The organism is Pontibacter oryzae (genome assembly GCF_003576375.1).
GTDB classification, from domain to species: domain Bacteria; phylum Bacteroidota; class Bacteroidia; order Cytophagales; family Hymenobacteraceae; genus Pontibacter; species Pontibacter oryzae.
In genome coordinates, this window is the sequence record NZ_QWGE01000004.1 from 398,777 (window position 1) to 419,838 (window position 21,062).

Here is a 21,062-nt window from a genome sequence, read left to right on the forward strand (position 1 = left end):
AAGCCCTCCGTTTCGGGGGAGGGCTTTCTCTATACTTGTTAGAGCCTAAGCGGCTATTTTAGCTCGTTTCTCAGCTTTCACCTTCACCGGCTTCAGCTTAATGATGCTTAGCTTATCGAGCGTCCAGATAACTGGCCAGGTTGGGTCTACTTCCCACCACTTCACTCCGAAGTTTACGCGGTTAGGCAGTTTATGGTGGTTGTTCTGGAACAGCTCACCGCCTGTCAGGAAGTCGAAGAAAAGCGAGTTTCTTGATTTATCGTTGTTATCGAAGTTCTGGTAGCCATACTTGTGTCCGCTCCAGTTTACGATGGCGCCATGTACCGGGCCCATCAGGAAATGGAGCGGCAGCAGCAGGAACATCCACCACTGCGTGGCAAAGGCAATGTAAAACAACACGTAAAATACGCCCCAGCCTATGCGGGAGAAGTATGAATCGCCTAGCTTTTCCAAAGCTGGCCATACCGGATAGTCTCCGTCGAAACGGCGCTCCGGCTCCACGCGGTGGTTCAGTACGTTATTGTAAATCTCCTTCGTCTTCCACATCATCGTGAAGGCGTTGTTAGAGAAGTGCGGCGAGTGCGGATCACGCTCTGTGTCGGAGAAGGCGTGGTGCATGCGGTGCAAAATAGCATAGGCACGCGGCGACAGGAACGAGGAGCCCTGCGCAATGTAGGTGAGCAGGTAAAATGCTTTCTCCCAGAATGGGTTCATGGTAAACATTTTATGCGCTGCGTAGCGGTGCAGGTAGAATGTCTGAACGAAAAGCGACAGGTACCAGTGCACCACAAAAAAGATGAGTATTGCCATTAATGTATCTGGTAAATAGTGTGTTAAGATTCTTGTGCGATAGGTGACATGCGGTAACCCTGCCACTTATAATGCAAAGCTACAACACGAATTTATAGTAAAATAGATATGCCTAATGAAAAGTTCAGAAAAGTGACGAAAATCATTAGTTGTAGCTATCCTAAACTTTTATCTGAACGGAGCCCAAACCGGAGCAGCCGGTGGTGGGGCACTAACAGTTATAGGTGTTTTTAACGTAGGGTGATCAAATTGCAGCTTGCGGGCATGCAGCGCTATACTTTTATCGGGCAAGGGCTGTGCTGCGCCATACTTTAGATCGCCTAAAATCGGGCAGTTCATCGAGGAGAGCTGCACACGTATCTGGTGGGGCCGGCCAGTTATAGGGTTTACTTCCAGCAGGTGTTTGCCTTGGTTTGTGCTTAACAGTTTATAGTTGAGCTCAGAGCGTGAGCCGGCAGCATTCTCTTTGGCAAAAGCCTTTGTTACGTTGCGCGAGCTGTCTTTTACTAGCCAGTGTACCAGGTTGCCCTGTTCCTGCTTTGGTCGGTTTTGCACCACGGCCCAGTAGGTTTTAACCGTTTTCTTGCTCCGGAAAAGCTCGTTCAGGCGCGTGAGGGCTTTTGAAGTTTTGGCCAGTAGCACCACACCGCTCACCGGCCTGTCCAGGCGGTGCACTACGCCTATAAACACATTGCCAGGCTTGTTATACTTCTCCTTAATATACTCTTTGGCAAGGTCAGCTAATGTTACATCGCCAGTCTCATCGCCGTGCACCAGCAGGCCTGCAGGTTTGTTTACCGCCAGCACATGGTTGTCTTCAAAAAGAACGTCTAAAAACATAGGCATAATTCAGGAGCGGAAAAAGGTAAAGTATAGCTGTAGGGGGTAAATTATAGGATAGAGTTAGAAAGCTACACCGCAAAAGATGTCAGGCTGTAACTCTCTAACTTTTTAACTTCTAAACTTTAGTATGCTTCTTTCTCGCTTGGGAAATCCTTGGCCTTAACGTCTTTTACATAGTTCTGCACGGCATCGGTCATGATGGTGTGCAGGTCGGCGTAGCGGCGCAGGAAACGAGGCTTAAACTCTTTGTTGATGCCCAGCATATCGTGCACTACAAGTACCTGCCCATCTACATGCGGGCCAGCGCCAATGCCAATAATCGGGATAGTCAGTTGCTCGGCCACACGCTTGGCAAGCTCCGACGGAATTTTCTCCAGAACAATGGCAAAGCAGCCAAGTTCCTGAAGCAGCAGTGCGTCTTCAATCAATTTTTGTGCCTCGGCTTCTTCCTTAGCACGAACGGTGTAAGTGCCAAACTTATAGATAGACTGCGGCGTTAGACCTAAGTGGCCCATCACCGGCACGCCCGCACTCAAAATACGCGTAATAGATTCTTTTATCTCAGCGCCGCCTTCCAGTTTTATACCATGCCCACCAGACTCTTTCATGATCCGGATAGCTGAGCGCAAAGCCTCTGAAGAGTTGCCCTGGTACGATCCGAAAGGCATATCAACCACTACAAAAGCTCTGCTCACACCGCGCACCACAGAGGATGCATGGTATATCATTTGGTCCAGCGTAATAGGCAGAGTGGTTTCGTGGCCTGCCATCACGTTAGAGGCGGAGTCGCCAACCAATAATACGTCTACACCTGCCGCATCCAGAATGGTTGCCATGGAATAATCGTAAGCAGTAAGCATGGAGATTTTCTCGCCGCGCTCCTTCATGTTCTGCAACTGGTGTGTGGTAACCTTTTTTATATCGTTTTTATGTACAGACATAGCTACTAAATATGTGTGAGGTTGTAAAGCTATAAAATCCTGAAACAAAAACAGCCACATTTTACTGTGGCTGTCTGGTATCAATATCCATAAACGGAGTTGCTTCGCTTGGTTAGTTTCAGGTCTTGTAAGAGCGATGACCTGGCATTTATTGTAAGGTTGTAGCCTCGCAGCTGCCCAAAAGGTATCCAGCCGATGCTCATGTCCCAGCAGTGCAGGTCGCGGTAGATTTGCACGTTGGCATATGAGATGTTCTGGTTCGAGATATCATAGGTGCTGGTATACGTTACCTTCCACTTATCTGTGATATTCAGGGAGCCGTCAATTCCTATCGTTTGGGTCAGGTTTGAGCTGGATGTGGCTCCAAACCCACGGGTATAGTAGAAAGTATAGCTCAAGTTAAGTGTCCACGGAATTTTAAAGTCCACGTACTGCGGCAGCCCCAGCGGCGCTTGGTCTGGCGAAAGAGAAGGCAGGTTTGCGGGAGGCGTAGCTGGCGTGGCAGCAGAACCCGAGCGGAACGCCTCAGGGCTCAGGCTTGCCGTAAGGTTCAAGTTTGCGTTAGTAAGCCTTGCTAGTTTCAGCTTCTGCGGGTTAAAAATGTATTTGTCTATGGAACTACCTAAGCTGTCGGTTTGGTAAGGATTAAAGGAGGAGCTGAAGTTCAGGTTTATCATCTTAAACAGCTTAGTATACATGGAAAGCTGAATTTGAGATAGTTTGAGTGAGTCTGCTGCAAAGTTATAGCTGGAGCTTATTTGCAGGTTATCAATTAGGCTTACTTTCTCAAACTTGTTCTCGGTAGAGTCGTTTTCCGACTTCACTTTCATCTCCAGGCTATTTGCAACACTAAAATTAAGCGATGACGAGAGCCCGGTTGACGGAAGCCCGGTCCGGAAGCGGCCTAAATCGCGGTACTGTGGCAAGTTAGTGCTTGGGTCAGCACCTACCAGAGTGCGCTGGTAAAACCCAAAGCGCTCATCTCCAAAGTCGGGGCGGTAGCTGTAGCCAATGCTTGGGCGCATCAGGTGGCGGATTGCCTCCACTTTCTCGCCCTTAACATACACAGTGCCATAAATAGTGGTGTTAAGCGAGGCCCCGGCACTATACTGGTACACACGGCCAAAACCCGTGGTGTCCACATCCACGCGCTGTGAGTCAGGGTTAAACGTGAATTTATACTTCTCATCCACCCAGGTCTCGCTGTAGCTTACGCTTGGGCTAAAGTTCAGGTATTTGAGCACTTTGTAGTTACCCAAGCCAATGCCAAAGGTATGAATAGCTGATTTCTGACCGCTGTCCCAAAGGCGTTGCAGGTTGCTGAAGTTTACATCAATGGTATCTGCCGGAGACGACTCGAGCACAGGAAAGCTGCTGGTTGTACGCGCTGGCTGAATGTTTGAAATGGTGTTTGATGCGCGTACGTTGTACGTTAAAGTAAACTTGTCGTACCAGTTCGTGTTGGTGGCAGGCTGGCTAGATAACAGGTCCGAAATAGAAACCTGCGACATGCTGAAGTTAAGGTCAGGCAGTACGAAGTTCATGGTTCCTGTTTGGGTGCTTTGGCCCTGGCTTGCTTTTATAGTATAACTGAACGGCGAGTTAGGAATCGTTTTCTGGTAAGAGACATACGAGTTGAACGTAGGCGAAAGGTACTGCGCCGTTCCGTTGTAGTTTACGCGCTGGTGCAGCTGGCTACCTGCGTTTACACTGGCGCTGAATGAGCCACGCCCAGGCTTTGTGACCGGGTTATGCGTCCAGTAAATCCAGAATGTGCGCTGCGTGGGTGGCAGATCGTCGAAAATATTGTCCGTGGATCGGGAAGCCTCAATATCGGCCTCATCATTTTTCAGGAAATCATATGTGAACCGGAAGTTGCCCCGGTACGCGTAGCGCTTCACGTAATCGTTGCTCAGGTCCACGTTGTAGCCACCCAGCGAGTAGATGTCGCCGGTTAGTTTGGTGCCTATATAATCGTTCCAGGCAAAGTAGTAGCCACCGTTGTTCAGAAAGAAACCCCGTGTATTTTCGCCGTAGCTTGGCACAATAACACCCGATGAGCGCCTATCTTTAGGTGTAGGGAAGAGGCCGAACATAAAACCAAGCGGTGTGGGGATATCGCCGATTACAAGGTTAAAAGGCCCTGACATGACCTTATCATTGGGGATGGCTTTGATTTTACCGGCGTTGATGTAGAAGTGCGGATGCTCCAGGTTGCAAGTTGTGTACTTGTTGTGCAAACCAAAGAATTCGTTTTCCTCGTTGCGCTTCACAACCTCTGAATGTATGTATCCCTCTCCTTGCTGTGTTACTACCTCAGCAATGCGGCCTTTACGCGTTTTGTAGTTGTAGGTGATGCGCTTTGCGGCATAATTTTCCTGGCCTTGCGCAAAAACCGGTGTGCCCACCTCTTTCCCGGTAGAGTCGGTGAGAGTGGTAGCAAGCAAAGTGTTTGTTTCGTAGTTTATCTCGATGTAGGCAGCCTCCAGCTTCATATCGCCGTAATCGATTTTGGCATCGCCATACAGGTGCACCACTTTTCTGTCCACTTCAAACTGGATGGAATCTCTGGCTGAATATTTGATAGTGGTCTCGATGTCGCCTTTTGGAGCGCCAATATTTAGGGTGTCCTGGCTGGCAACAACAGGTGTATCCTGGCGAGCCACAGCGGGCCTGAGCACTCGCTGACCGAGGGCCGACGGGGAGGAGAATAAAGCGATCTGCAGCAGCAGTAAAAAAATGAAAATGTAGCGCAACTTCTTCAGAGTTCCCTAAAAGTTTACTTAATTTGTACAAAGTTATTGTTTTAGCTTTTAACTAACGAGCGTTGTGAGAAATATTGTTACTGTTTCTGTTCTGTCTTTTATTTTTTTACTGTGCTCCTCTAACAAACTCGAATTCAGGAAAGAGTACAAGTTGCGTACCGTAGTGATCGATGCAGGGCATGGGGGCAAGGATGTAGGGTGTAACGGCAAGTTTTCGCATGAGGCGGATGTTGCCCTCCGTATCGCTAAAGAAGTCGGCAGCCTGATCGAGAAAAATGTGCCCGACGTGAAGGTTGTGTACACCCGCAAGGACGACACCTTTGTGGAACTGATAGACCGTGCAGGCATCGCTAACAAGAATAACGCAGACCTTTTCTTATCCATCCACCTTAACTCTGGCCCCTCGGCAGCCTACGGCACCGAGACCTATACAATGGGGCTTCACACTTCCGAAGGAAACTTGAATGTTGCCAAGCGCGAGAACGCTGTAATTTTGCAGGAAGATAACTATGAGGCTAACTATAACGGCTTTGACCCGAACTCCCCGCAGAGCCATATCCTGTTTGCCCTGCACCAAAGCGCTTACATTGATAACAGCCTCCGTTTTGCCGAAAAGATTGAACGAGAGTTTAAAACCAGAGCAGGCCGCAAGAGCCGTGGCGTGAAACAGGCGGGCTTTCTGGTACTCTGGAAATCATACATGCCAAGTGTGCTCATTGAGTGCGGTTTCCTTACAAATCCCACCGAAGAAAAATTTCTTAACGATAAAACCGGGCAATCGTATATTGCATCAGGTATATATCGGGCCTTCAAAGAATATAAACAAGAATTGGAGGCTATGAACTAACATAGCTAAGCACACCCTACGTGAAAATATCAAAAGAAATTAAAGTTGCGCTACTAGGAATTGTAGCCATTGCCATACTTTACTTCGGTTTTATGTTCCTGAAAGGGTCAGATATTTTTTCTGACTCACGCACATATTACGTTGTATATGACAGCGTTGACGGACTTGCAGTTTCCAACCCGGTTATACTTAACGGGGTGCAGGTGGGTACCGTACAGGATATGAAACTGATGACTGAGCAGGATAACAAAATCCTGGTGGAGTTGGATGTGCTTAAAGACCTGGCCGTTGGCGACTCTACCATTGCTGCACTTACCAGTTCCGACTTGCTAGGCAGCAAAGCCATAATGATTTACCTGGGCAACAGCTCGAAGCGCTACGAAGGTGGCGAAAAGCTTATCCCTTACAAAGAAAGCAGTATCACAGATATTATCTCCAGCAAAACGGTGCCGGTTATTGATAAGGTGGATACTACACTAGCCCGTGTAAACCGCCTGCTCGACAGCGAAGCCAAAGATAACCTGCAGGGCATTTTGGCAAACACTAAAACCACTACAGACGCTATCAACAGAATTCTGTTGGCTAACCAGGAAAACATTAACCAGATTACCAGCAATATAAGCCAGCTGACAACCTCGCTGCGCCGCACGCAACGCCATATTGATAGACTGGCGCTAAATATGGCTGAAATCACCGATACGCTGAAACAGGTAGAAATTAACAAGTTGGTAAACAATGCCAACAAAGCCGTGATGGAACTGGAGTCTGTGGCCACGAAGCTAAACTCTAACCAAGGCTCACTGGGCAAACTGATGAACGATGAGCAGATGTATGAGAACCTGAACCAATCCTCAGAAGCCTTAAACTTGCTGCTCCGCGATATTCAGGCTTACCCAAAGCGATATGTGAGTTTCTCGGTGTTTGGCCGCAAAGACAAGTATAAAGTAGACGAAACAGGCCGGGTAATAACACTGGAAGAAGTGAAGGAGATGCAGGACCGCCACCCGGCGGAATTTAGAACAGTACCGGACACAGTATATGTGCCTGTTCCTGAGAAAACTCCACTGAAAGGGACAGCGGCTGCACCAGGCGCAAAGGCTACCCCGAAATCTAACCGATAAGCATTTATGTAAAATTGTATATTTGTAAAATCCGCTTCTGTAAGCGGATTTTCGCGTTTTATACTTACCCAAACTAATCAAGCTAACCTGAATGGATATTGAATTCAACAAGAACGAAGACGCACTGAAGCAGCTTACCTTTCAGCTGCAAAGCAAACTGAAAAAAGTATACTTGGGCGGTGGCGAGAAACGCATCGAGAAAGAACACAAGAAAGGCAAGATGACCGCCCGCGAGCGCATTGCTTACCTGCTGGATGAAGGTACAGAGTTTCTGGAGATAGGCGCCTTTGCCGGCGAAGGCATGTACGAGGAAGTTGGAGGTTGCCCTAGCGGAGGCGTGGTAACCGGCATTGGCTACATTAAAGGCCGCCAGTGTGTGGTAGTTGCCAACGATGCCACTGTAAAGGCCGGTGCCTGGTTCCCGATCACGGCCAAGAAAAACCTGCGCGCCCAGGAAATTTCTATCGAAAACAAACTGCCAATTGTATATCTGGTAGATAGCGCTGGCGTGTTTCTGCCGATGCAAGACGAGATCTTCCCGGATAAGGAGCACTTCGGGCGGATGTTCCGTAACAACGCCGTGATGAGCTCGATGGGCATTGTGCAGATCGCCGCCATTATGGGTAGCTGCGTGGCAGGCGGTGCTTACCTGCCCATCATGAGCGATGAGGCGCTGATCGTAGAAGGTACAGGATCTGTTTTCCTGGCCGGGTCATACTTGGTGAAATCTGCCATTGGCGAGAGCATTGATAACGAAACGCTGGGCGGCGCTACCACGCACTCGGAAATCTCCGGTGTAACAGACTATAAGTGCAAGGATGATAAAGAAGCGCTAGATCATATCCGAAACATCTTCGATAAGATGGGCGAGAAGCCGAAGGCTGGTTTTAGCCGCACAGCACCAGCAGCCCCGGCACAAAATCAAAAAGAGATTTACGGGTTGCTGCCATCTGACCGCGTGAAGCCATACAACATGATGGATATTATTGAGCGGCTAGTGGATAACTCAGAATTTGAGCCCTACAAAGAGCTATATGGCCAAACGCTTATCTGCGGCCTTGCCCGCATTGACGGTTGGGCAGTAGGTATTGTGGCTAACCAGCGCAAGATCATGAAAAGCAAGAAAGGCGAGATGCAGATGGGTGGCGTTATCTACTCCGACTCAGCAGACAAAGCCGCCCGCTTTATCATGAACTGCAATCAGAAGAAAATCCCGTTGGTGTTTCTGCAGGATGTTTCCGGATTTATGGTAGGCAGCAAATCGGAACACGGTGGCATTATTAAGGACGGTGCCAAAATGGTAAGTGCCATGTCTAACTCGGTGGTGCCTAAATTTACCATACTTATCGGTAACAGCTACGGCGCAGGCAACTATGCCATGTGCGGGAAAGCCTACGACCCGCGCCTGATCTACGCCTGGCCTACGGCCCAGTTGGCTGTAATGAGCGGTGCGGCGGCGGCAAACACGCTGTTGCAGATACAGGTATCGGCCCTGAAAGCCAAAGGCGAGGAAATTACACCGGAGGCAGAGAAGGAATTGTTGGAGCGCATCACAAACAAGTATAACGAGGAGCTTTCGCCATACTATGCGGCCGCGCGCCTGTGGGTAGATGGCATTATAGACCCGCTGGAAACCCGCAAGGTAATCTCGATGGGCATAGAGGCTGCAAACCATGCGCCAATCGAAAAACCATACAACGTGGGTGTTATCCAGACGTGAGAAAAACTAAAAATTATCAATTAGAAATTAGAAATGGAAGTATAATTAAGTATGGCTCAGATTTGAACTACACAAAAACATCAGTTTCTAATTTCTAATCTTGAATTTCCATTTGATTAAGCATAGTGACAAAAGGAGAAATAAAGGCCCTTATTTCGCTGTTGGACGACAGTGATTATGAAGTGGCACTGCACGTAGAGAAGCAGATAGAGGAGTTGGGCGAAGGGATTATTCCGTTTCTGGAAGAAGAGTGGGAGGAAACCCTGAACAGCGATTTACAAAAGAAGATTGAGGACCTGATCCATAACCTGCAGTACGATGGCCTGGGCCGCCGCCTGCGCGAGTGGAAAGACAAAGGTGCCCATGACCTGATTGAGGGAATGTATCTGGTAAATTCATACTTGTACCCAGACGTAGACTTGGCTAGCATTTCTAAAGCCCTGGACCAGCTATACTTCGACGCCTGGACCCAAATGAAGGATGAGATGCACCCTTACGACCAGGTGAAAACACTGAATAACGTATTGTTCCGGGAGAAACGCTTTTCGGCAAACACCAAAAACTTTCACTCACCGGCCAACTCTATGTTACATCTGGTGTTGGAGAGCAAGCGCGGCAACCCTTTAACGCTGTGTGTGATTTACCTAACGCTGGCGCAGCGCCTCAAAATGCCGGTGTATGGCGTAAATCTGCCCAACCTGTTTATACTTACCTATAAGCTGGATGGTATGCAGTTTTACATCAATGTGTACAACAAGGGCCTCATCCTAAGCAAAGCTGACATCGACAATTACATTCTGCAGCTCAACCTAAACCCTATCGATATCTTTTATGAGCCCTGTGCAAACCTGGATATCGTGAAGCGCGCGCTCCGCAACCTGGCCTTCTCGTTCGAGAAGATGGATGACCCAGAGAAAGCCACAGAAGTTAACAAACTGCTGGACGCCCTTACGGATGAGGACATGCCGATTTAAAGCTAAGTATATATCATAAGCAAAACGGCCACCCGATATTATATCGGGTGGCCGTTTTGCTTGGGTAAAAAGTAAGCTTAGTATTTTTTAATCAGGCAGCCCGTTACACGCTTATCGCTCGGCGATACATTGCGGTTTGCAAGCACCTCATCAATAACATTCTTTAAGTAAAAGTTTTTAACAGCGCTTTCCATTTGCGGGTTATCGTCAATGCTGCCTTTATACTTTAGAGTAAAGTTACCGTTATCATTGTGCAGCACAAAAACCTCTGGTGTCTTCATTGCGCCAAATTGCGTGCTAATGGCTTGGCCCTCATCGGCAAGGTATGGGCGGTATTGTTTTGCAGCCATATCCTGAAGGGTTTCGCCAGTGTCGCCGGCGCCAGGGTTGATAAAAATAAACTGCACGCCTTTGGCTCCATAGCTGCCGGCCAGGTTTAATAATCGGCTTTCATACATCTTAGCGTAGGCGCACTGGTTGTTAGTAAACACAAGCACTACTGTTTTGGCATTCGTAAAATTGCTAAGTGAAACGCTTTGGTTCTGGGCGCTCTTCAACGTAAAATCCGCCACTTTATCGCCTAGCTGATATCCGCCAGACTGTGCAAAAACACTGGCTGAGAACAGAAGAGTTGTAAGAAGAGAGGCTACGTATTTCATGGCTTTTTTGAGTTAATTGCTTGGTCAGGAGCCTTGTCTATGCAATAGGTTAGTACATGCTCGTGCAGCGTGTCGTGGTAAATCCGATACAATTTAGAAAAATTTTCGGTTTGCACACGGCCTTGCAGCACATTAGGTTCATCAGTGGGGGCTACCCCCAAGTTCTCCTTAAACACTAGCCGTTTCCGGCTATACAGCTTATACAAGGTTTCCTTAGCGCTCCAGTACAGACAGGTTTCGCGTTCATCGGCCAACGTATAGTTTTTCTCTTCGTCCGTCAGAAACTTCTCCTGCACACGCAGCGCTTTCGGTGATACTAGTTCAATATCTATGCCAACCTCATACTTATCGGAGAGTATAACGGCGGCCAACTTAGGCGAGTGCGAAATAGACACATGAAAGCGCGAATCAGGAAAGTATGGCTTGCCGTATTGGTTCCGTAGCAGCTGCAACGGTAGCGGGGTAAACTCTTCCAGAACTCTGTAAACGAGCACTCGGCTGGCCAGCCACTCGCGCTGCCTTTTGGCGTGCACCTGTGCCAACCGTTGGTCTATGGCAACATAGCCGGGCAATGCCTCCCGCAGCTCTTCCAACGTTTCGGTAAGCTCCCAAAAGCCAATCTTAGTATGCGGGTCTAATGTGTTAATGTGTAGCAGGGGCATAGGCAATATTCTGCGTTAGCAGTGGTTTTAGAAGTATAGGCACGGCTGGTTAAGCGTAATTGTTGTAAATTTAGATGATTTTTCAATGAAGACTAGAGCATAAGCCACTATGGCGAGTAAAGTACAAATACAGAAAGTAGCAACCCTTACTGGCCACCGCGACAGTGTGTATACGTTAGCGCCGTCAGATAGGGAGCAGGTTTTTTTCTCTGCCGCCGGCGATGGCATGGTGGTAGCCTGGAACCTGCAAGACCCCGAAAACGGCGAACTGATAGCCCGTGTAAGCACTTCTGTGTATGCCCTGCGCTACGTGCCGGAGCGCCACCTGCTGCTGATCGGCCAAAACCAGGAAGGCCTGCAGGTGATCGACCTTAAGAGTAAGCAAATCCTGAAGTCGGTGGCTTTACCCAAAACGGCCATTTTCGATATACTTTATACTTCCCAGGAAGGCAAAGTATACGTTGGCATGGGCAATGGGGCCATTTGCATACTGGATGGAGAAACGTTTGAGTTGCAAACCATTATCAGGAAATCGGAACAGAGCGTGCGCTGCTTGGCTTACAATAAGTTTACCCATGAGGTGGCAGCCGGCTACAGCGATAACAAAATACGCGTGTTTGATGCCACAAGTATGGCACTAAAGTATGAGCTTGTCTCGCATACTAACTCAGTGTTCAGCGTGGTTTACTCCCCGGATGGCAAGCTGCTGCTCAGCACTGGCCGCGATGCCCACTTACGGGTATGGGAGGTAGAGAAAAGCTATACCGAGCGCGGTTACGTAATTGCGCACATGTATACCGTAAACCACATTACTTACAGCCCCGACGGCCAGTATTTTGCCACCTGCAGCATGGATAAATCCATAAAAGTATGGGATGCGCAAAGCTTTAAATTGCTGAAAGTGATAGACAAAGTGAGGCACGCCAGCCACGGCACCTCGGTAAATAAATTATTTTGGTCGGCTCATCAGAATCAGTTAGTTTCGTGTAGCGATGACCGCACCATTTCGGTTTGGGATATAAATTTAGGTTTTGAGTTATGAAGATTACACCATTAGAGATCAGGCAAAAAACATTTGAGAAGGCTTTCAGAGGGTTAGATAAGGATGATGTAAATGCATTTTTGCTAACGCTCTCGCAGGAATGGGAAAGGTTGCAGGATGAGAACAAAGATCTGCGCATGAAGCTGGATGCCTCTCATCGTGAGACACAGAAGCTGCGCGAAGTGGAATCATCGCTTTACAAAACCTTAAAAACCGCCGAAGATACAGGAAATAGCATTCTGGAGCAGGCCAAAAAATCAGCGGAGCTGCAGGTGCGCGAGTCTGAGCTGAAAGCCGATGAATTGCTGAACCAAGCCCGCAATGAGGCCCGCCAGATGCTGGAAGAGTCCAAAAAGCAGTCGGAGCGTGTGATCATGGAAATGCAGCAGCAGGTGAAAGCCCTGGATCAGGACTGCCAGCGCATGGAAAGCTACCTTGACCACCTGATACGCGACCTGCGCCACCTGGCTAATGAGGCAATTGAGAACGCCGAGAAAGCCAAGGCAAAACCTAAAGCCGGTACACACAGTATTCTTTCAAAAGCAGCCAACACCGAAGTAGAAAGTTCGGAGCTGCTCAAAAAACTGAAAGATATGCAAACAACGACAGCAGATACCAAACCATACCAATTAGCGGAGTCTACGGCTGCCAACGCGCCTGTAGCCGTAATCAGCAACGGAAACGGCTATGACCCTATGGGCGACCCTGCCCCGGACGTAACACAGCCGCAGCGCGAAATGCCGCAACCAACAACACCGGTGCCAAATATCCCGGCCCCGGAAATAGAGCAGCCTGAGCCGGATTATCCGGGTCGTGTGCCAGCGCCGGACATCGAGCAGCCAATACCTGATATACAGCCTGTAACCCCTGAAACGCCTGAGATACAGCCACCGATGACGGAACCATCGCGCAACAACTACGCCTCTAACGGCGCGGTGAAGCAAGGTTCTGGTTCTTTCTTTGATGAGATAGGCTAAGCTGGGAATGGGACAGATTACATTGGAAGGCATGGAGTTTTTTGCCTTCCATGGGTATTACGACGAAGAACAGAAGATCGGCAACAAGTATGGCATAGACCTGGTGATAAACACCGACCTGCGCCGCGCTGCCGAAACTGATAACTTGGACGAAACTGTAAACTACGAAGTGCTGTATGCGCTGGTGCTGGAAGAAATGAAAACGCCAGCCCGCCTGCTCGAGCACCTCGGCCACCGCATCATCGACAAAGTATACGACAAGTTTCCATTTGTGCAGTCGGTGAAGGTGAATGTGTACAAGTTTAACCCACCCCTTGGAGGCATTTGCAAATGGGCAAAAGTTAGCCTGGAGGAAGCACGCTAAAAGATTGATTTATTAAAGGCAGCTGGTTCAGAAATGGGCTAGCTGTTTTTGTTTATACTATACCTCAAAAGCCTGCCTTCCCGTTCAGTTCTTTATAAAGATGTTCTTGAAGTTGCCCAAATTCTTCTTTGCTGTAAGTCTGTGCAATTGAGTTGTTGCCCAAACGGTATATATAATCGCAGGTAGAAGAGAGGGTTTCGAAAATGTGGGAAGTGAGCAAGATAGTTTTGCTTAGCTTGATATCGGATATGATTCGCTTTACTAGCCAAATGCTCTCTAGGTCCAAACCGTTGAACGGCTCATCGAGCAGGAGCACAGGCTTATCCTGTAGCAGAATGCCCAGCAGTGCCAGTTTCTTCTTCATACCTGTTGAGTAACCCTCTATTAAATTGCCTAAAGGGAGCTTAAACACACTGTTCCATATTTCATAATCATGCGGGCTACTGTTACGGAAAAGCCGCAGATACTCTTGGCCAGTTATGTTGCTATAGAAAAAAATATCCGTTTCGAGGTAAGATATGTGCATTTTGTTGAGCCCGGTGCCTTGGTACAAAACCTCACCAGTAGAGGGTTTAATAAAACCGAAAAGGGTATTAAGCAAAGTAGTTTTGCCTGTACCATTTAATCCAACAATGCCGTGTACCTTGCCTGTTTCAAAACAAGCGTCTACATTTTTCAGCACAACCTGCTGGTTAAAAGACACACTGAGGTTATGAATTGAAATCATGAAGAAAAGGATTAAGGCGGTAGATTGCTTGTTTATAACTGCGGATGCTACTTATTAATGGGAAAAATATCAGGAAAGGTAATAAAGGACTTGCCAGATTTAGTGCATTTAGGATAGAAGATGCAGAAGATACTTTCTCGTTTGGCTCATAGTGTGCGTATTTGAGCAACACCGAGCTCATTAGCACCAACAGAAACATACTATAAGCAATTAGGATAATTATAAAATGTGTTGGTTGTAATGCAAGGTGCAAGAGTAGTATCGGGACGGTAAAGATGATGTACTGGAATAGGTGCAGCTTAATTTTATATACTAGAAATTGGCTGGGTTTTTTCTCGAGGATCAACAGCAAGTTGTACGGTTCGCATTCCTGCAGAAAAGTGCACACGACCAATAGCAGTAGCCACAGCATAAAGAGCGTGGCATAGGGCATAGGAGCTAGGGCTACACCTAAAGTATAAATCAGCAGGAAAGGAAGGAAGTTCTTTCGCATACCGGCCTTCCACTCAAAGTTTTGGTGGTGAATGAAAGGGTATGGCCTAGCTTTACTTTTCTGCAAACTGCTAATTTGGAGGTGTGAAATGATTAGCAACAACATTTCTAATGGCAATATCAAAAGCCCTTGCCCCGCAAATAATAGCAGCAGGTGTAATGGTAACAGGAGTAAACTATACTCTACCCAAAATATGAGTTGATGCCGCGCAGCTAAGTGCTGCATGAATCTTATATCAGATCGAGAAGCATGAAGAAGAAGCATGATAACTACAGCACCTGCTACTAAGACTATGGCAAAAGGATCCTCTTGCAATCTTTGGAACAACCACCAATATAGAAAAATAGCTATGGTAAATAACACAGGTATATGATACCAGCTAAGACCTTGTAAAGCCCGAACCATCTGTTTGATTCTAATGCTAAAAAGTGCCTGAAGGAGCTCCAATAGAGTATGAGTTAAGTTTAAGTTTGTGATGAAGTATAGGCGTGCTGCTATGTCATGAATATAGGTGCTACACCAATTTCAACAACTCGGCGGCTGCCGCAAACGCGGATTTCTGGCCGGTTTTTACCGCCTCGGCGATGCCGGGCAGCTGTTGCTTTACTTGCTGGTGGGCGTAAAAATTTTCTTCAAGGCCCTGCCGGATGGCTTCATACATCCACTGCAGGTTTTGGTCGCGGCGCTTTTGCTGGAAGAAGCCATTCTGTTGCGTGAGTTCGAGGTAATCCGAAATAGTGCCCCAAATGTCTGGCAGGCCGGTTTGCTTTAAGGCAGAGCAGGTGCTTACCTGCGGCAGCCAGCCCGAGGCGGCCATCGGGTACAAATGCAGTGCGTTCTGGTACTCAGCTTTGGCAACTCTAGCCTTGTCAATGTTAGAGCCATCGGATTTTGTAATAGCTATGGCATCAGCCATTTCCATAATGCCGCGCTTAATGCCCTGCAGCTCGTCGCCGGCGCCGGCAAGCATCAGCAGCAAAAAGAAGTCGACCATGGCATGCACGGCTGTTTCGGATTGGCCCACGCCCACGGTCTCCACAAAAATCACATCAAAGCCAGCGGCCTCGCAAAGTATGATGCTCTCGCGCGTGCTCCGTGTGACGCCTCCCAACGACTTGCCCGCCGGCGAAGGTCGGATAAAAGCCTGTGGGTTGGTAGATAGCAGCTCCATACGGGTTTTATCGCCCAGAATACTGCCGCCGGTGCGTTGGCTGGTAGGGTCTATGGCTAGCACAGCCAGCTTTTTGCCCTGCTCCTGAATTACGTAATTGCCGAAGGCTTCTATAAACGTGCTCTTGCCCACGCCCGGCACGCCGGTAATGCCAATGCGCACCGAGTTACCGGCTTTGGGCAGCACCTGGTTAATTACCTGCTGCGCCAACTCCTGATCGCTTGGCAGGCGGCTTTCCACCAGGGTTATGGCGCGGCTCAGCATCACGCGGTCACCAGCTAAAATGCCATCTACATACTTATCAGGGCTGAAACGTTTGGCCAAGGGAGTCGGGGTTTATTGCTGTAAACAGTTCTTGTTTGCAAATTTAATATTTCTGGGCTGCCATGCCACTCTAGCCATGGTAACACATCATATATATAATTTGGCTACTGCATCTGCAATTCTCAAAAAAAAGCCTGAACTTGTAGCTGTTAAGGTAATTGCTTGATAATTATAGCACTTAAAGATGCTTTCTTTATACTTGCCGCTTTAGCCCGTTTATACTTCCGTTTACCAATTCCAGATTTATTGAAACTACTTTTATGAAAAAGTTTTGGATGCTGGCTGTAGCCCTTACAGCTATGCAAGCTACGGCATTTGCCCAAACCGATTACAGCAGTATGAGTGCCACAGGCCGTGGCGGCGTAATTAACACCTTCGCCCACGACTACCAGGCCATCGGTGTGAACCCGGCTAACCTGGGCCGCAGTAATTACACCGTTTCGTTTACGCTGCTTGAGGGCGGCCTCGGCGTAAGCTCAAAAGCCTTCACCCACGACATTATACGCGACTTTGCGGACCGAGCCGATAACGAAGGCAGCATAAGTATGGCAGAACGGCAAAAGTATGCTAAGGCTTTCACTTCTGATGACGTGCTGAACATTGGCGCCAACATGCACACCCTTGCCATATCGGTTAACCTGCCCAAAATAGGAGGCTTTGGTTTTAGCAACCGCCAGCGCATGCTTGGGCACGCTGGTTTCAACAAGAATTTTTCAGAGCTTCTGTTCCTGGGCCAGGATGCCCCGATTGTACAACAAACCGGTGCTAATGAGGTAGTGTACGTTGCCGATATCTTTGATGGCACGGAATTGAAGGCCTCCTGGGTAAACGAATGGAATTTCTCTTACGGCCGTAAACTCATAGACTTGCCGGGCATTAACATCTATGCCGGGGCTGGGTACAAGTATCTGCAAGGACTGGCCCTGTATGAGTTCAGCGCCAAAAATGGAGAGGTAAAAGCCTACAGCGCTTCCTCGCCTGTGCTGGACATCGACTACGAAAAATACCTGAACGACCCGAAGTTTAGCTACAACGATGCTGATGAATTTCTAAGCCCTGTGGGCAAAGGCCATGGCTTTGATGTTGGCCTTTCGGCGGAGGTTGCCAAGATCGTGAAACTGGGCGTGTCTATAACGGATATAGGTACCATGCGCTGGACAGAAAACCTGCTGCAAGGCCAGGACAAAGGCTTTAAGCTATCTGACATCAAAACTGACGAGGACTATGATTTTGAGGGAGCCATTGATATAGCCCAGCAAATAGTAGACACTGCCATGACATTTACCGCCGTAGATGCGCTTGAGACTGACCTGCCAACCAGGTTCAGAGCTGGCGTTGGCGTGAAACTAGGCAGCAAAGTAGAGGTTGGCCTTGACTATGTGCACGCCCTGAACGACGCACCCGGCAACCTGACGCAGGACTTTGTAGGTCTTGGAATTAATGTGATGCCCACTCCATTCTTCCGCCTGAGCTCAGGTGTCTCCACCGGTGCCGGCGACAAGGTAAACCTGCCGATAGGCATCACGTTCGTTACGCCAGTGTATGAGTTCGGCATCAGCACCCGCGATATTACCGCACCGTTTACCGATGAGAACCCGGGGGCTTCGTTTGCCTTTGCGTTTCTGCGGTTTAAGATCGGGAAGCTGCAAGTGCTCTAAGGCAACAGCCATGCTATAAAACAGCAGCGCCGGCTTCTCAGTAAAGAGGCCGGCGCTGTTGTTTTATACTTTATACTATGCTTACTTCTTACTGATACCCTGTGCAAAATTAGGTAAGCCGAGGTCGCTTTTCTGCTTGCCCAAGTGGAAGCCATCATCCACATAGTTACTTGCCTCTCCTTTAGCGTTCGGGTTGCTGATGACCCCGAGGTAGTAATTATCCTGGCGGGCCACATAAATTTTGCCATCCGGGCCAAGCTGCAGCGCCCCAATGCGCGGGCTCTTGGAAGTGCCAACCACTACTGCCGATTTGGCAATTGCGTCTGCGCTACCAGCCCTTAAATCGAACTGAACGATCTGGGCTTTTCCGCCACCAGCGCCGTTGGCCGTGCCATACAGTTTACTGCCATCCGGAGAGAAAACCACACCATAAGCCTCTACAAAGCCTTTCAGAAGTATAGGGTCAGATATCTTGCCTGTGCTTCGGTCAAAGTTTAGGATCTCGAAGTTACTGTCTGCATCCCAGAGGGCGGCGGCCAGCTTCGTGCCGTCGGGGGAGGCGTTGAGGTAGCCGATGGCCTTACGGTTAGGGCCGCCGTGTACGGTGCCAACCATACTTAGTACTGGCCGTGTGGCCACACCTTCGTCATTTACCAGGAAAGCCATATAGCCATTGCTGTTCCAGCGGTGCGCTATCAACCACCAATCACGGCCATTGCTATGGCGCACGGCGGTAAGCTTTTCAGTGGCTGGGGCAATCATAAAGTTGTTTCGGGAGATAATATCGCCTTTGCCCTCCTGCTTAGCCATATCTACCACGGTATACCGCAAGCCATCAGACTGGGCCTGAATATCCGTTGTGAAGATGTAGTAAATGTTGCTGCTACCTGGCTTGGGAAGTATAAGTGCCGACTGCGTGGATGATTTTCCGCCCATCAGGCCGTTTCCGTTTGGCATCACGCGGTGCTCCCGGTTCCAGACGGTAATGCCGTTGGTGTAAAGCAGTAAATTACCCTCCGCATCGGATAAGGTGGCGCTGCCCTCCTCAGTGAACAACCTGCTATTGGTGGCAACTACTGAGTCCCCGGAAAATATTATACCCGCGCCTTTCCCGAAATACCAGTTGGCTTTCTCACCTTGGGCAAAGCCCGAAAAGCTAGTGAGCGTAAGTATGGCGGCAGCGGCTAAGTGTCTTAGTTTGATCATAGGGTTGAGATTTATACTTGTAACAGAGCTTTTGCAAACCTAGTGCCAAGTATAGCTTTTCAGAGTTTTGCATCTAAAACCATTTACGGTATTAACAAAAAAGAGGCGCTACACGGTAGCGCCTCCTTCAATTTAAAATTAAATATAAACTCTTACTGTGCCTGTTTTTCCAGCTCTTGCAGGCTCATATCCAGTAGTTCGGGGTGAAGGGAGATCAGTTTTAGCAGCACGCCATTGGTCCAGCCAAAGCCATCCTGGTTAGGGTATTCACCACCGCCGGCTTGCAGGTTCATGTCCTGCACGTTATACTTCTCCATCAGTTTGCCGGTGTTATGGAAGATGTCCTCGTTCTTCTCTACCCAGCGCTGCGCAACCTCGTCGGCCAGTTGGTCGTGTTTGTAGTTGCGTAACGCCTGGACGCCCATCCATTGCAGCGGCGCCCAGCCGTTTGGGGAGTCCCATTGCTGGCCGGAGCGGTTAAGGGTGGTAACCAGGCCGCCGGGTTTCAGGAAATCCTGCTGCAATTTTTGAGCAACTGCGGCAGCCTGTTTCTTTTTGGCCATACAGAAGTAAAGCGGGAAAACAGCGGCTAGCGTAGGAATGTCGGTAGTTTTGCCAGCTACAAAATCATAATCGTAAAAGAAGCCGGCATCGTCGCTCCAAGTGTACTTTAATAAAGCCTTGCGGCGGTTTTTGGCGAGCTTTTCATACTTGTTTGCTTCTTCCTTATTACCTTCCAGCGATGCCATGTCGGCCAGGGTGCGTTCCACGTGGTAAAGCAGGGCGTTTAGGTCCACGGGGATGATATCAGTTGTGTGGATGGTGCTGAGGTTTTCCTGGTCGGCAAACCAGCGGCTGCTGAAATCCCAGCCAGACTCAGCGGCAGCCCGAATATTGCGGTAGACTTCCTCGTGCTTGCGGCCCGACTGCTCGGCCAACTCTACATCTTCTAAGTAAGACTCCGGGCGTGGCTCGGGCTGGTCATCCCAATAGCGGTTTAGGATGCTGCCATCAGGCAGGCGCACCACACGGCGGTGCGAAGGCGCATCGGCCGTAACGGTTTCGGCGCCATCCATCCAGAAAGCATACTCTCGGCGCAAGGCAGGGGCATAAGTTTTAAGCACCTCATGGCCTTTTTGCTGTGCCAGGATGCGCAACATCAGGGCATAGAAAGGCGGCTGCGAGCGGCTGAGGTAATAGGTGCGGTTGCCATTCGGGATGTGGCCTGTCGTATTGATCAGGTGGGTGAAATTATCCACCATGTGCTGTATAAGCTGCGTTTCGTGGTTGGCTTGCAGGCCGAGCATCGTAAAGAAGCTGTCCCAGTAATAGATCTCCCGGAAACGGCCGCCCGGCACAATGTATGGCTTGGGCAAAGGTATCAGCGAGCCGCCATCGGCTCCGGGCTCACGGGTAAGTATAGGCCACAAGCGCTCAATATGCTGTGTTACCGAAAGCGAAGTATCTGTGGTAAAGCCAGAGGCAGGCTGCGGCGGCATGGTAAAATGCTCCAGCACGAAAGCCTCCAGGTTAAAGCCCGGCTGGTCTTTCTGCTGCCGGTATTTTTCAAGGATCTGTTGCGGCGCGGCCTGCGGAACAGCATCCGGGAAAGTTTTAGAGTCGGGGAAGACGCGCTGCATCTGCACCTGCACAAACAGTTCGCCCAAGTCTCGCTCCGGCCTGTACATTTGCTGTGCACGCAAAGGCTGTATTACAAAGGTGAAAGGTAGTAGTAGCAGAAATAAAAAAGTTAGGTGG

Annotated in this window: 19 protein-coding genes; 8 read left to right on the top strand and 11 right to left on the bottom strand. The window is 48.9% G+C overall.

Going from position 1 to position 21,062, the window contains the following annotated elements:
• Positions 1 to 45 precede the first annotated feature (45 nt).
• From D1627_RS14120 to D1627_RS14135, 4 genes are all read right to left on the bottom strand, one after another.
• Complete coding sequence (locus D1627_RS14120) at positions 46 to 810, bottom strand: acyl-CoA desaturase (RefSeq protein WP_119432890.1); 765 nt, start codon at positions 808 to 810, stop codon at positions 46 to 48.
• 168 nt (positions 811 to 978) lie between these two features.
• Positions 979 to 1,650, bottom strand: a complete 672-nt coding sequence (locus D1627_RS14125) for an RluA family pseudouridine synthase (protein ID WP_119432891.1) — start codon at positions 1,648 to 1,650, stop codon at positions 979 to 981.
• Between the two features lie 125 nt (positions 1,651 to 1,775).
• Complete coding sequence (gene panB, locus D1627_RS14130) at positions 1,776 to 2,594, bottom strand: 3-methyl-2-oxobutanoate hydroxymethyltransferase (protein ID WP_119432892.1); 819 nt, start codon at positions 2,592 to 2,594, stop codon at positions 1,776 to 1,778.
• 80 nt (positions 2,595 to 2,674) lie between these two features.
• Positions 2,675 to 5,350 (bottom strand): putative LPS assembly protein LptD, encoded by a 2,676-nt coding sequence (locus D1627_RS14135; protein ID WP_119432893.1) that lies wholly within the window; start codon positions 5,348 to 5,350, stop codon positions 2,675 to 2,677.
• Positions 5,351 to 5,423: 73 nt separating this feature from the next.
• Between D1627_RS14135 and D1627_RS14140 the strand changes: the two genes are divergently transcribed.
• The 4 genes from D1627_RS14140 (at position 5,424) to D1627_RS14155 (ending at position 10,021) form a co-directional block, all read left to right on the top strand.
• On the top strand, positions 5,424 to 6,206 hold the full coding sequence (locus D1627_RS14140; RefSeq protein WP_119432894.1) for an N-acetylmuramoyl-L-alanine amidase family protein: 783 nt from the start codon (positions 5,424 to 5,426) through the stop codon (positions 6,204 to 6,206).
• A gap of 20 nt (positions 6,207 to 6,226) precedes the next feature.
• The gene (locus tag D1627_RS14145) at positions 6,227 to 7,327 is read left to right on the top strand and encodes an MlaD family protein (protein ID WP_119432895.1); all 1,101 of its coding nucleotides are present in this window, start codon (positions 6,227 to 6,229) and stop codon (positions 7,325 to 7,327) included.
• Between the two features lie 91 nt (positions 7,328 to 7,418).
• Positions 7,419 to 9,047: an acyl-CoA carboxylase subunit beta gene (locus tag D1627_RS14150; RefSeq protein ID WP_119432896.1), complete on the top strand. Its 1,629-nt coding sequence runs from the start codon at positions 7,419 to 7,421 to the stop codon at positions 9,045 to 9,047.
• Between the two features lie 125 nt (positions 9,048 to 9,172).
• A complete protein-coding gene (locus D1627_RS14155; RefSeq protein WP_119432897.1) occupies positions 9,173 to 10,021 on the top strand; it encodes a transglutaminase-like domain-containing protein in 849 nt (282 codons plus the stop codon).
• Positions 10,022 to 10,098: 77 nt separating this feature from the next.
• Here the strand turns inward: D1627_RS14155 and D1627_RS14160 are convergent, their stop codons facing one another.
• Together D1627_RS14160 and D1627_RS14165 are read right to left on the bottom strand one after the other, a co-directional pair.
• Positions 10,099 to 10,680, bottom strand: coding sequence for a redoxin domain-containing protein (locus tag D1627_RS14160; RefSeq protein WP_119432898.1), 582 nt, complete (start codon positions 10,678 to 10,680; stop codon positions 10,099 to 10,101).
• On the bottom strand, positions 10,677 to 11,342 hold the full coding sequence (locus D1627_RS14165; protein WP_119432899.1) for a 4'-phosphopantetheinyl transferase family protein: 666 nt from the start codon (positions 11,340 to 11,342) through the stop codon (positions 10,677 to 10,679). Before D1627_RS14165 ends, D1627_RS14160 begins: the two co-directional genes overlap by 4 nt.
• Before the next feature lie 109 nt (positions 11,343 to 11,451).
• Here D1627_RS14165 and D1627_RS14170 point away from each other — a divergent pair, with 109 nt between their 5' ends.
• Genes D1627_RS14170 through folB form a run of 3 tightly spaced genes read left to right on the top strand, consistent with a single transcriptional unit; the run spans position 11,452 to position 13,725 of the window.
• A complete protein-coding gene (locus D1627_RS14170) occupies positions 11,452 to 12,384 on the top strand; it encodes a WD40 repeat domain-containing protein (protein ID WP_119432900.1) in 933 nt (310 codons plus the stop codon).
• Positions 12,381 to 13,361 (top strand): DivIVA domain-containing protein, encoded by a 981-nt coding sequence (locus tag D1627_RS14175; protein ID WP_119432901.1) that lies wholly within the window; start codon positions 12,381 to 12,383, stop codon positions 13,359 to 13,361. The genes D1627_RS14170 and D1627_RS14175 overlap by 4 nt, the downstream gene beginning before the upstream one ends.
• 7 nt (positions 13,362 to 13,368) lie before the next feature.
• Positions 13,369 to 13,725 carry a dihydroneopterin aldolase gene (folB, locus tag D1627_RS14180; protein ID WP_119432902.1) on the top strand — a complete coding sequence of 119 codons (357 nt, stop codon included), beginning with the start codon at positions 13,369 to 13,371 and terminating at the stop codon, positions 13,723 to 13,725.
• A gap of 64 nt (positions 13,726 to 13,789) precedes the next feature.
• On the opposite strand, the gene D1627_RS14185 is transcribed toward folB, so the two are convergent.
• From D1627_RS14185 to meaB, 3 genes are all read right to left on the bottom strand, one after another.
• The gene (locus D1627_RS14185) at positions 13,790 to 14,452 is read right to left on the bottom strand and encodes an ATP-binding cassette domain-containing protein (protein WP_119432903.1); all 663 of its coding nucleotides are present in this window, start codon (positions 14,450 to 14,452) and stop codon (positions 13,790 to 13,792) included.
• On the bottom strand, positions 14,436 to 15,392 hold the full coding sequence (locus D1627_RS14190; protein ID WP_119432904.1) for a hypothetical protein: 957 nt from the start codon (positions 15,390 to 15,392) through the stop codon (positions 14,436 to 14,438). Before D1627_RS14190 ends, D1627_RS14185 begins: the two co-directional genes overlap by 17 nt.
• Positions 15,393 to 15,459: 67 nt before the next feature.
• Complete coding sequence (meaB, locus tag D1627_RS14195; RefSeq protein WP_119432905.1) at positions 15,460 to 16,440, bottom strand: methylmalonyl Co-A mutase-associated GTPase MeaB; 981 nt, start codon at positions 16,438 to 16,440, stop codon at positions 15,460 to 15,462.
• 260 nt (positions 16,441 to 16,700) lie between these two features.
• Between meaB and D1627_RS14200 the strand changes: the two genes are divergently transcribed.
• Positions 16,701 to 18,098 (top strand): DUF5723 family protein, encoded by a 1,398-nt coding sequence (locus D1627_RS14200; RefSeq protein WP_119432906.1) that lies wholly within the window; start codon positions 16,701 to 16,703, stop codon positions 18,096 to 18,098.
• An 81-nt stretch (positions 18,099 to 18,179) separates the two neighbouring features.
• On the opposite strand, the gene D1627_RS14205 is transcribed toward D1627_RS14200, so the two are convergent.
• Together D1627_RS14205 and treF are read right to left on the bottom strand one after the other, a co-directional pair.
• The gene (locus D1627_RS14205; RefSeq protein WP_119432907.1) at positions 18,180 to 19,304 is read right to left on the bottom strand and encodes a YncE family protein; all 1,125 of its coding nucleotides are present in this window, start codon (positions 19,302 to 19,304) and stop codon (positions 18,180 to 18,182) included.
• A 152-nt stretch (positions 19,305 to 19,456) separates the two neighbouring features.
• Positions 19,457 to 21,007 (bottom strand): alpha,alpha-trehalase TreF, encoded by a 1,551-nt coding sequence (gene treF / locus D1627_RS14210; RefSeq protein ID WP_233555638.1) that lies wholly within the window; start codon positions 21,005 to 21,007, stop codon positions 19,457 to 19,459.
• Between the last annotated feature and the right edge of the window lie 55 nt (positions 21,008 to 21,062).

Excerpts from the sequence above, each read along its gene's own strand:
- D1627_RS14120 (WP_119432890.1), bottom strand. The coding sequence starts at position 810 with ATGGCAATACTCATCTTTTTTGTGGTGCACTGGTACCTGTCGCTTTTC.
- D1627_RS14125 (WP_119432891.1), bottom strand. The coding sequence starts at position 1,650 with ATGTTTTTAGACGTTCTTTTTGAAGACAACCATGTGCTGGCGGTAAAC.
- panB (WP_119432892.1), bottom strand. The coding sequence starts at position 2,594 with ATGTCTGTACATAAAAACGATATAAAAAAGGTTACCACACACCAGTTG.
- D1627_RS14150 (WP_119432896.1), top strand. The coding sequence starts at position 7,419 with ATGGATATTGAATTCAACAAGAACGAAGACGCACTGAAGCAGCTTACC.
- D1627_RS14160 (WP_119432898.1), bottom strand. The coding sequence starts at position 10,680 with ATGAAATACGTAGCCTCTCTTCTTACAACTCTTCTGTTCTCAGCCAGT.
- D1627_RS14165 (WP_119432899.1), bottom strand. The coding sequence starts at position 11,342 with ATGCCCCTGCTACACATTAACACATTAGACCCGCATACTAAGATTGGC.
- D1627_RS14170 (WP_119432900.1), top strand. The coding sequence starts at position 11,452 with ATGGCGAGTAAAGTACAAATACAGAAAGTAGCAACCCTTACTGGCCAC.
- D1627_RS14175 (WP_119432901.1), top strand. The coding sequence starts at position 12,381 with ATGAAGATTACACCATTAGAGATCAGGCAAAAAACATTTGAGAAGGCT.
- folB (WP_119432902.1), top strand. The coding sequence starts at position 13,369 with ATGGGACAGATTACATTGGAAGGCATGGAGTTTTTTGCCTTCCATGGG.
- D1627_RS14185 (WP_119432903.1), bottom strand. The coding sequence starts at position 14,452 with ATGATTTCAATTCATAACCTCAGTGTGTCTTTTAACCAGCAGGTTGTG.
- D1627_RS14200 (WP_119432906.1), top strand. The coding sequence starts at position 16,701 with ATGAAAAAGTTTTGGATGCTGGCTGTAGCCCTTACAGCTATGCAAGCT.
- D1627_RS14205 (WP_119432907.1), bottom strand. The coding sequence starts at position 19,304 with ATGATCAAACTAAGACACTTAGCCGCTGCCGCCATACTTACGCTCACT.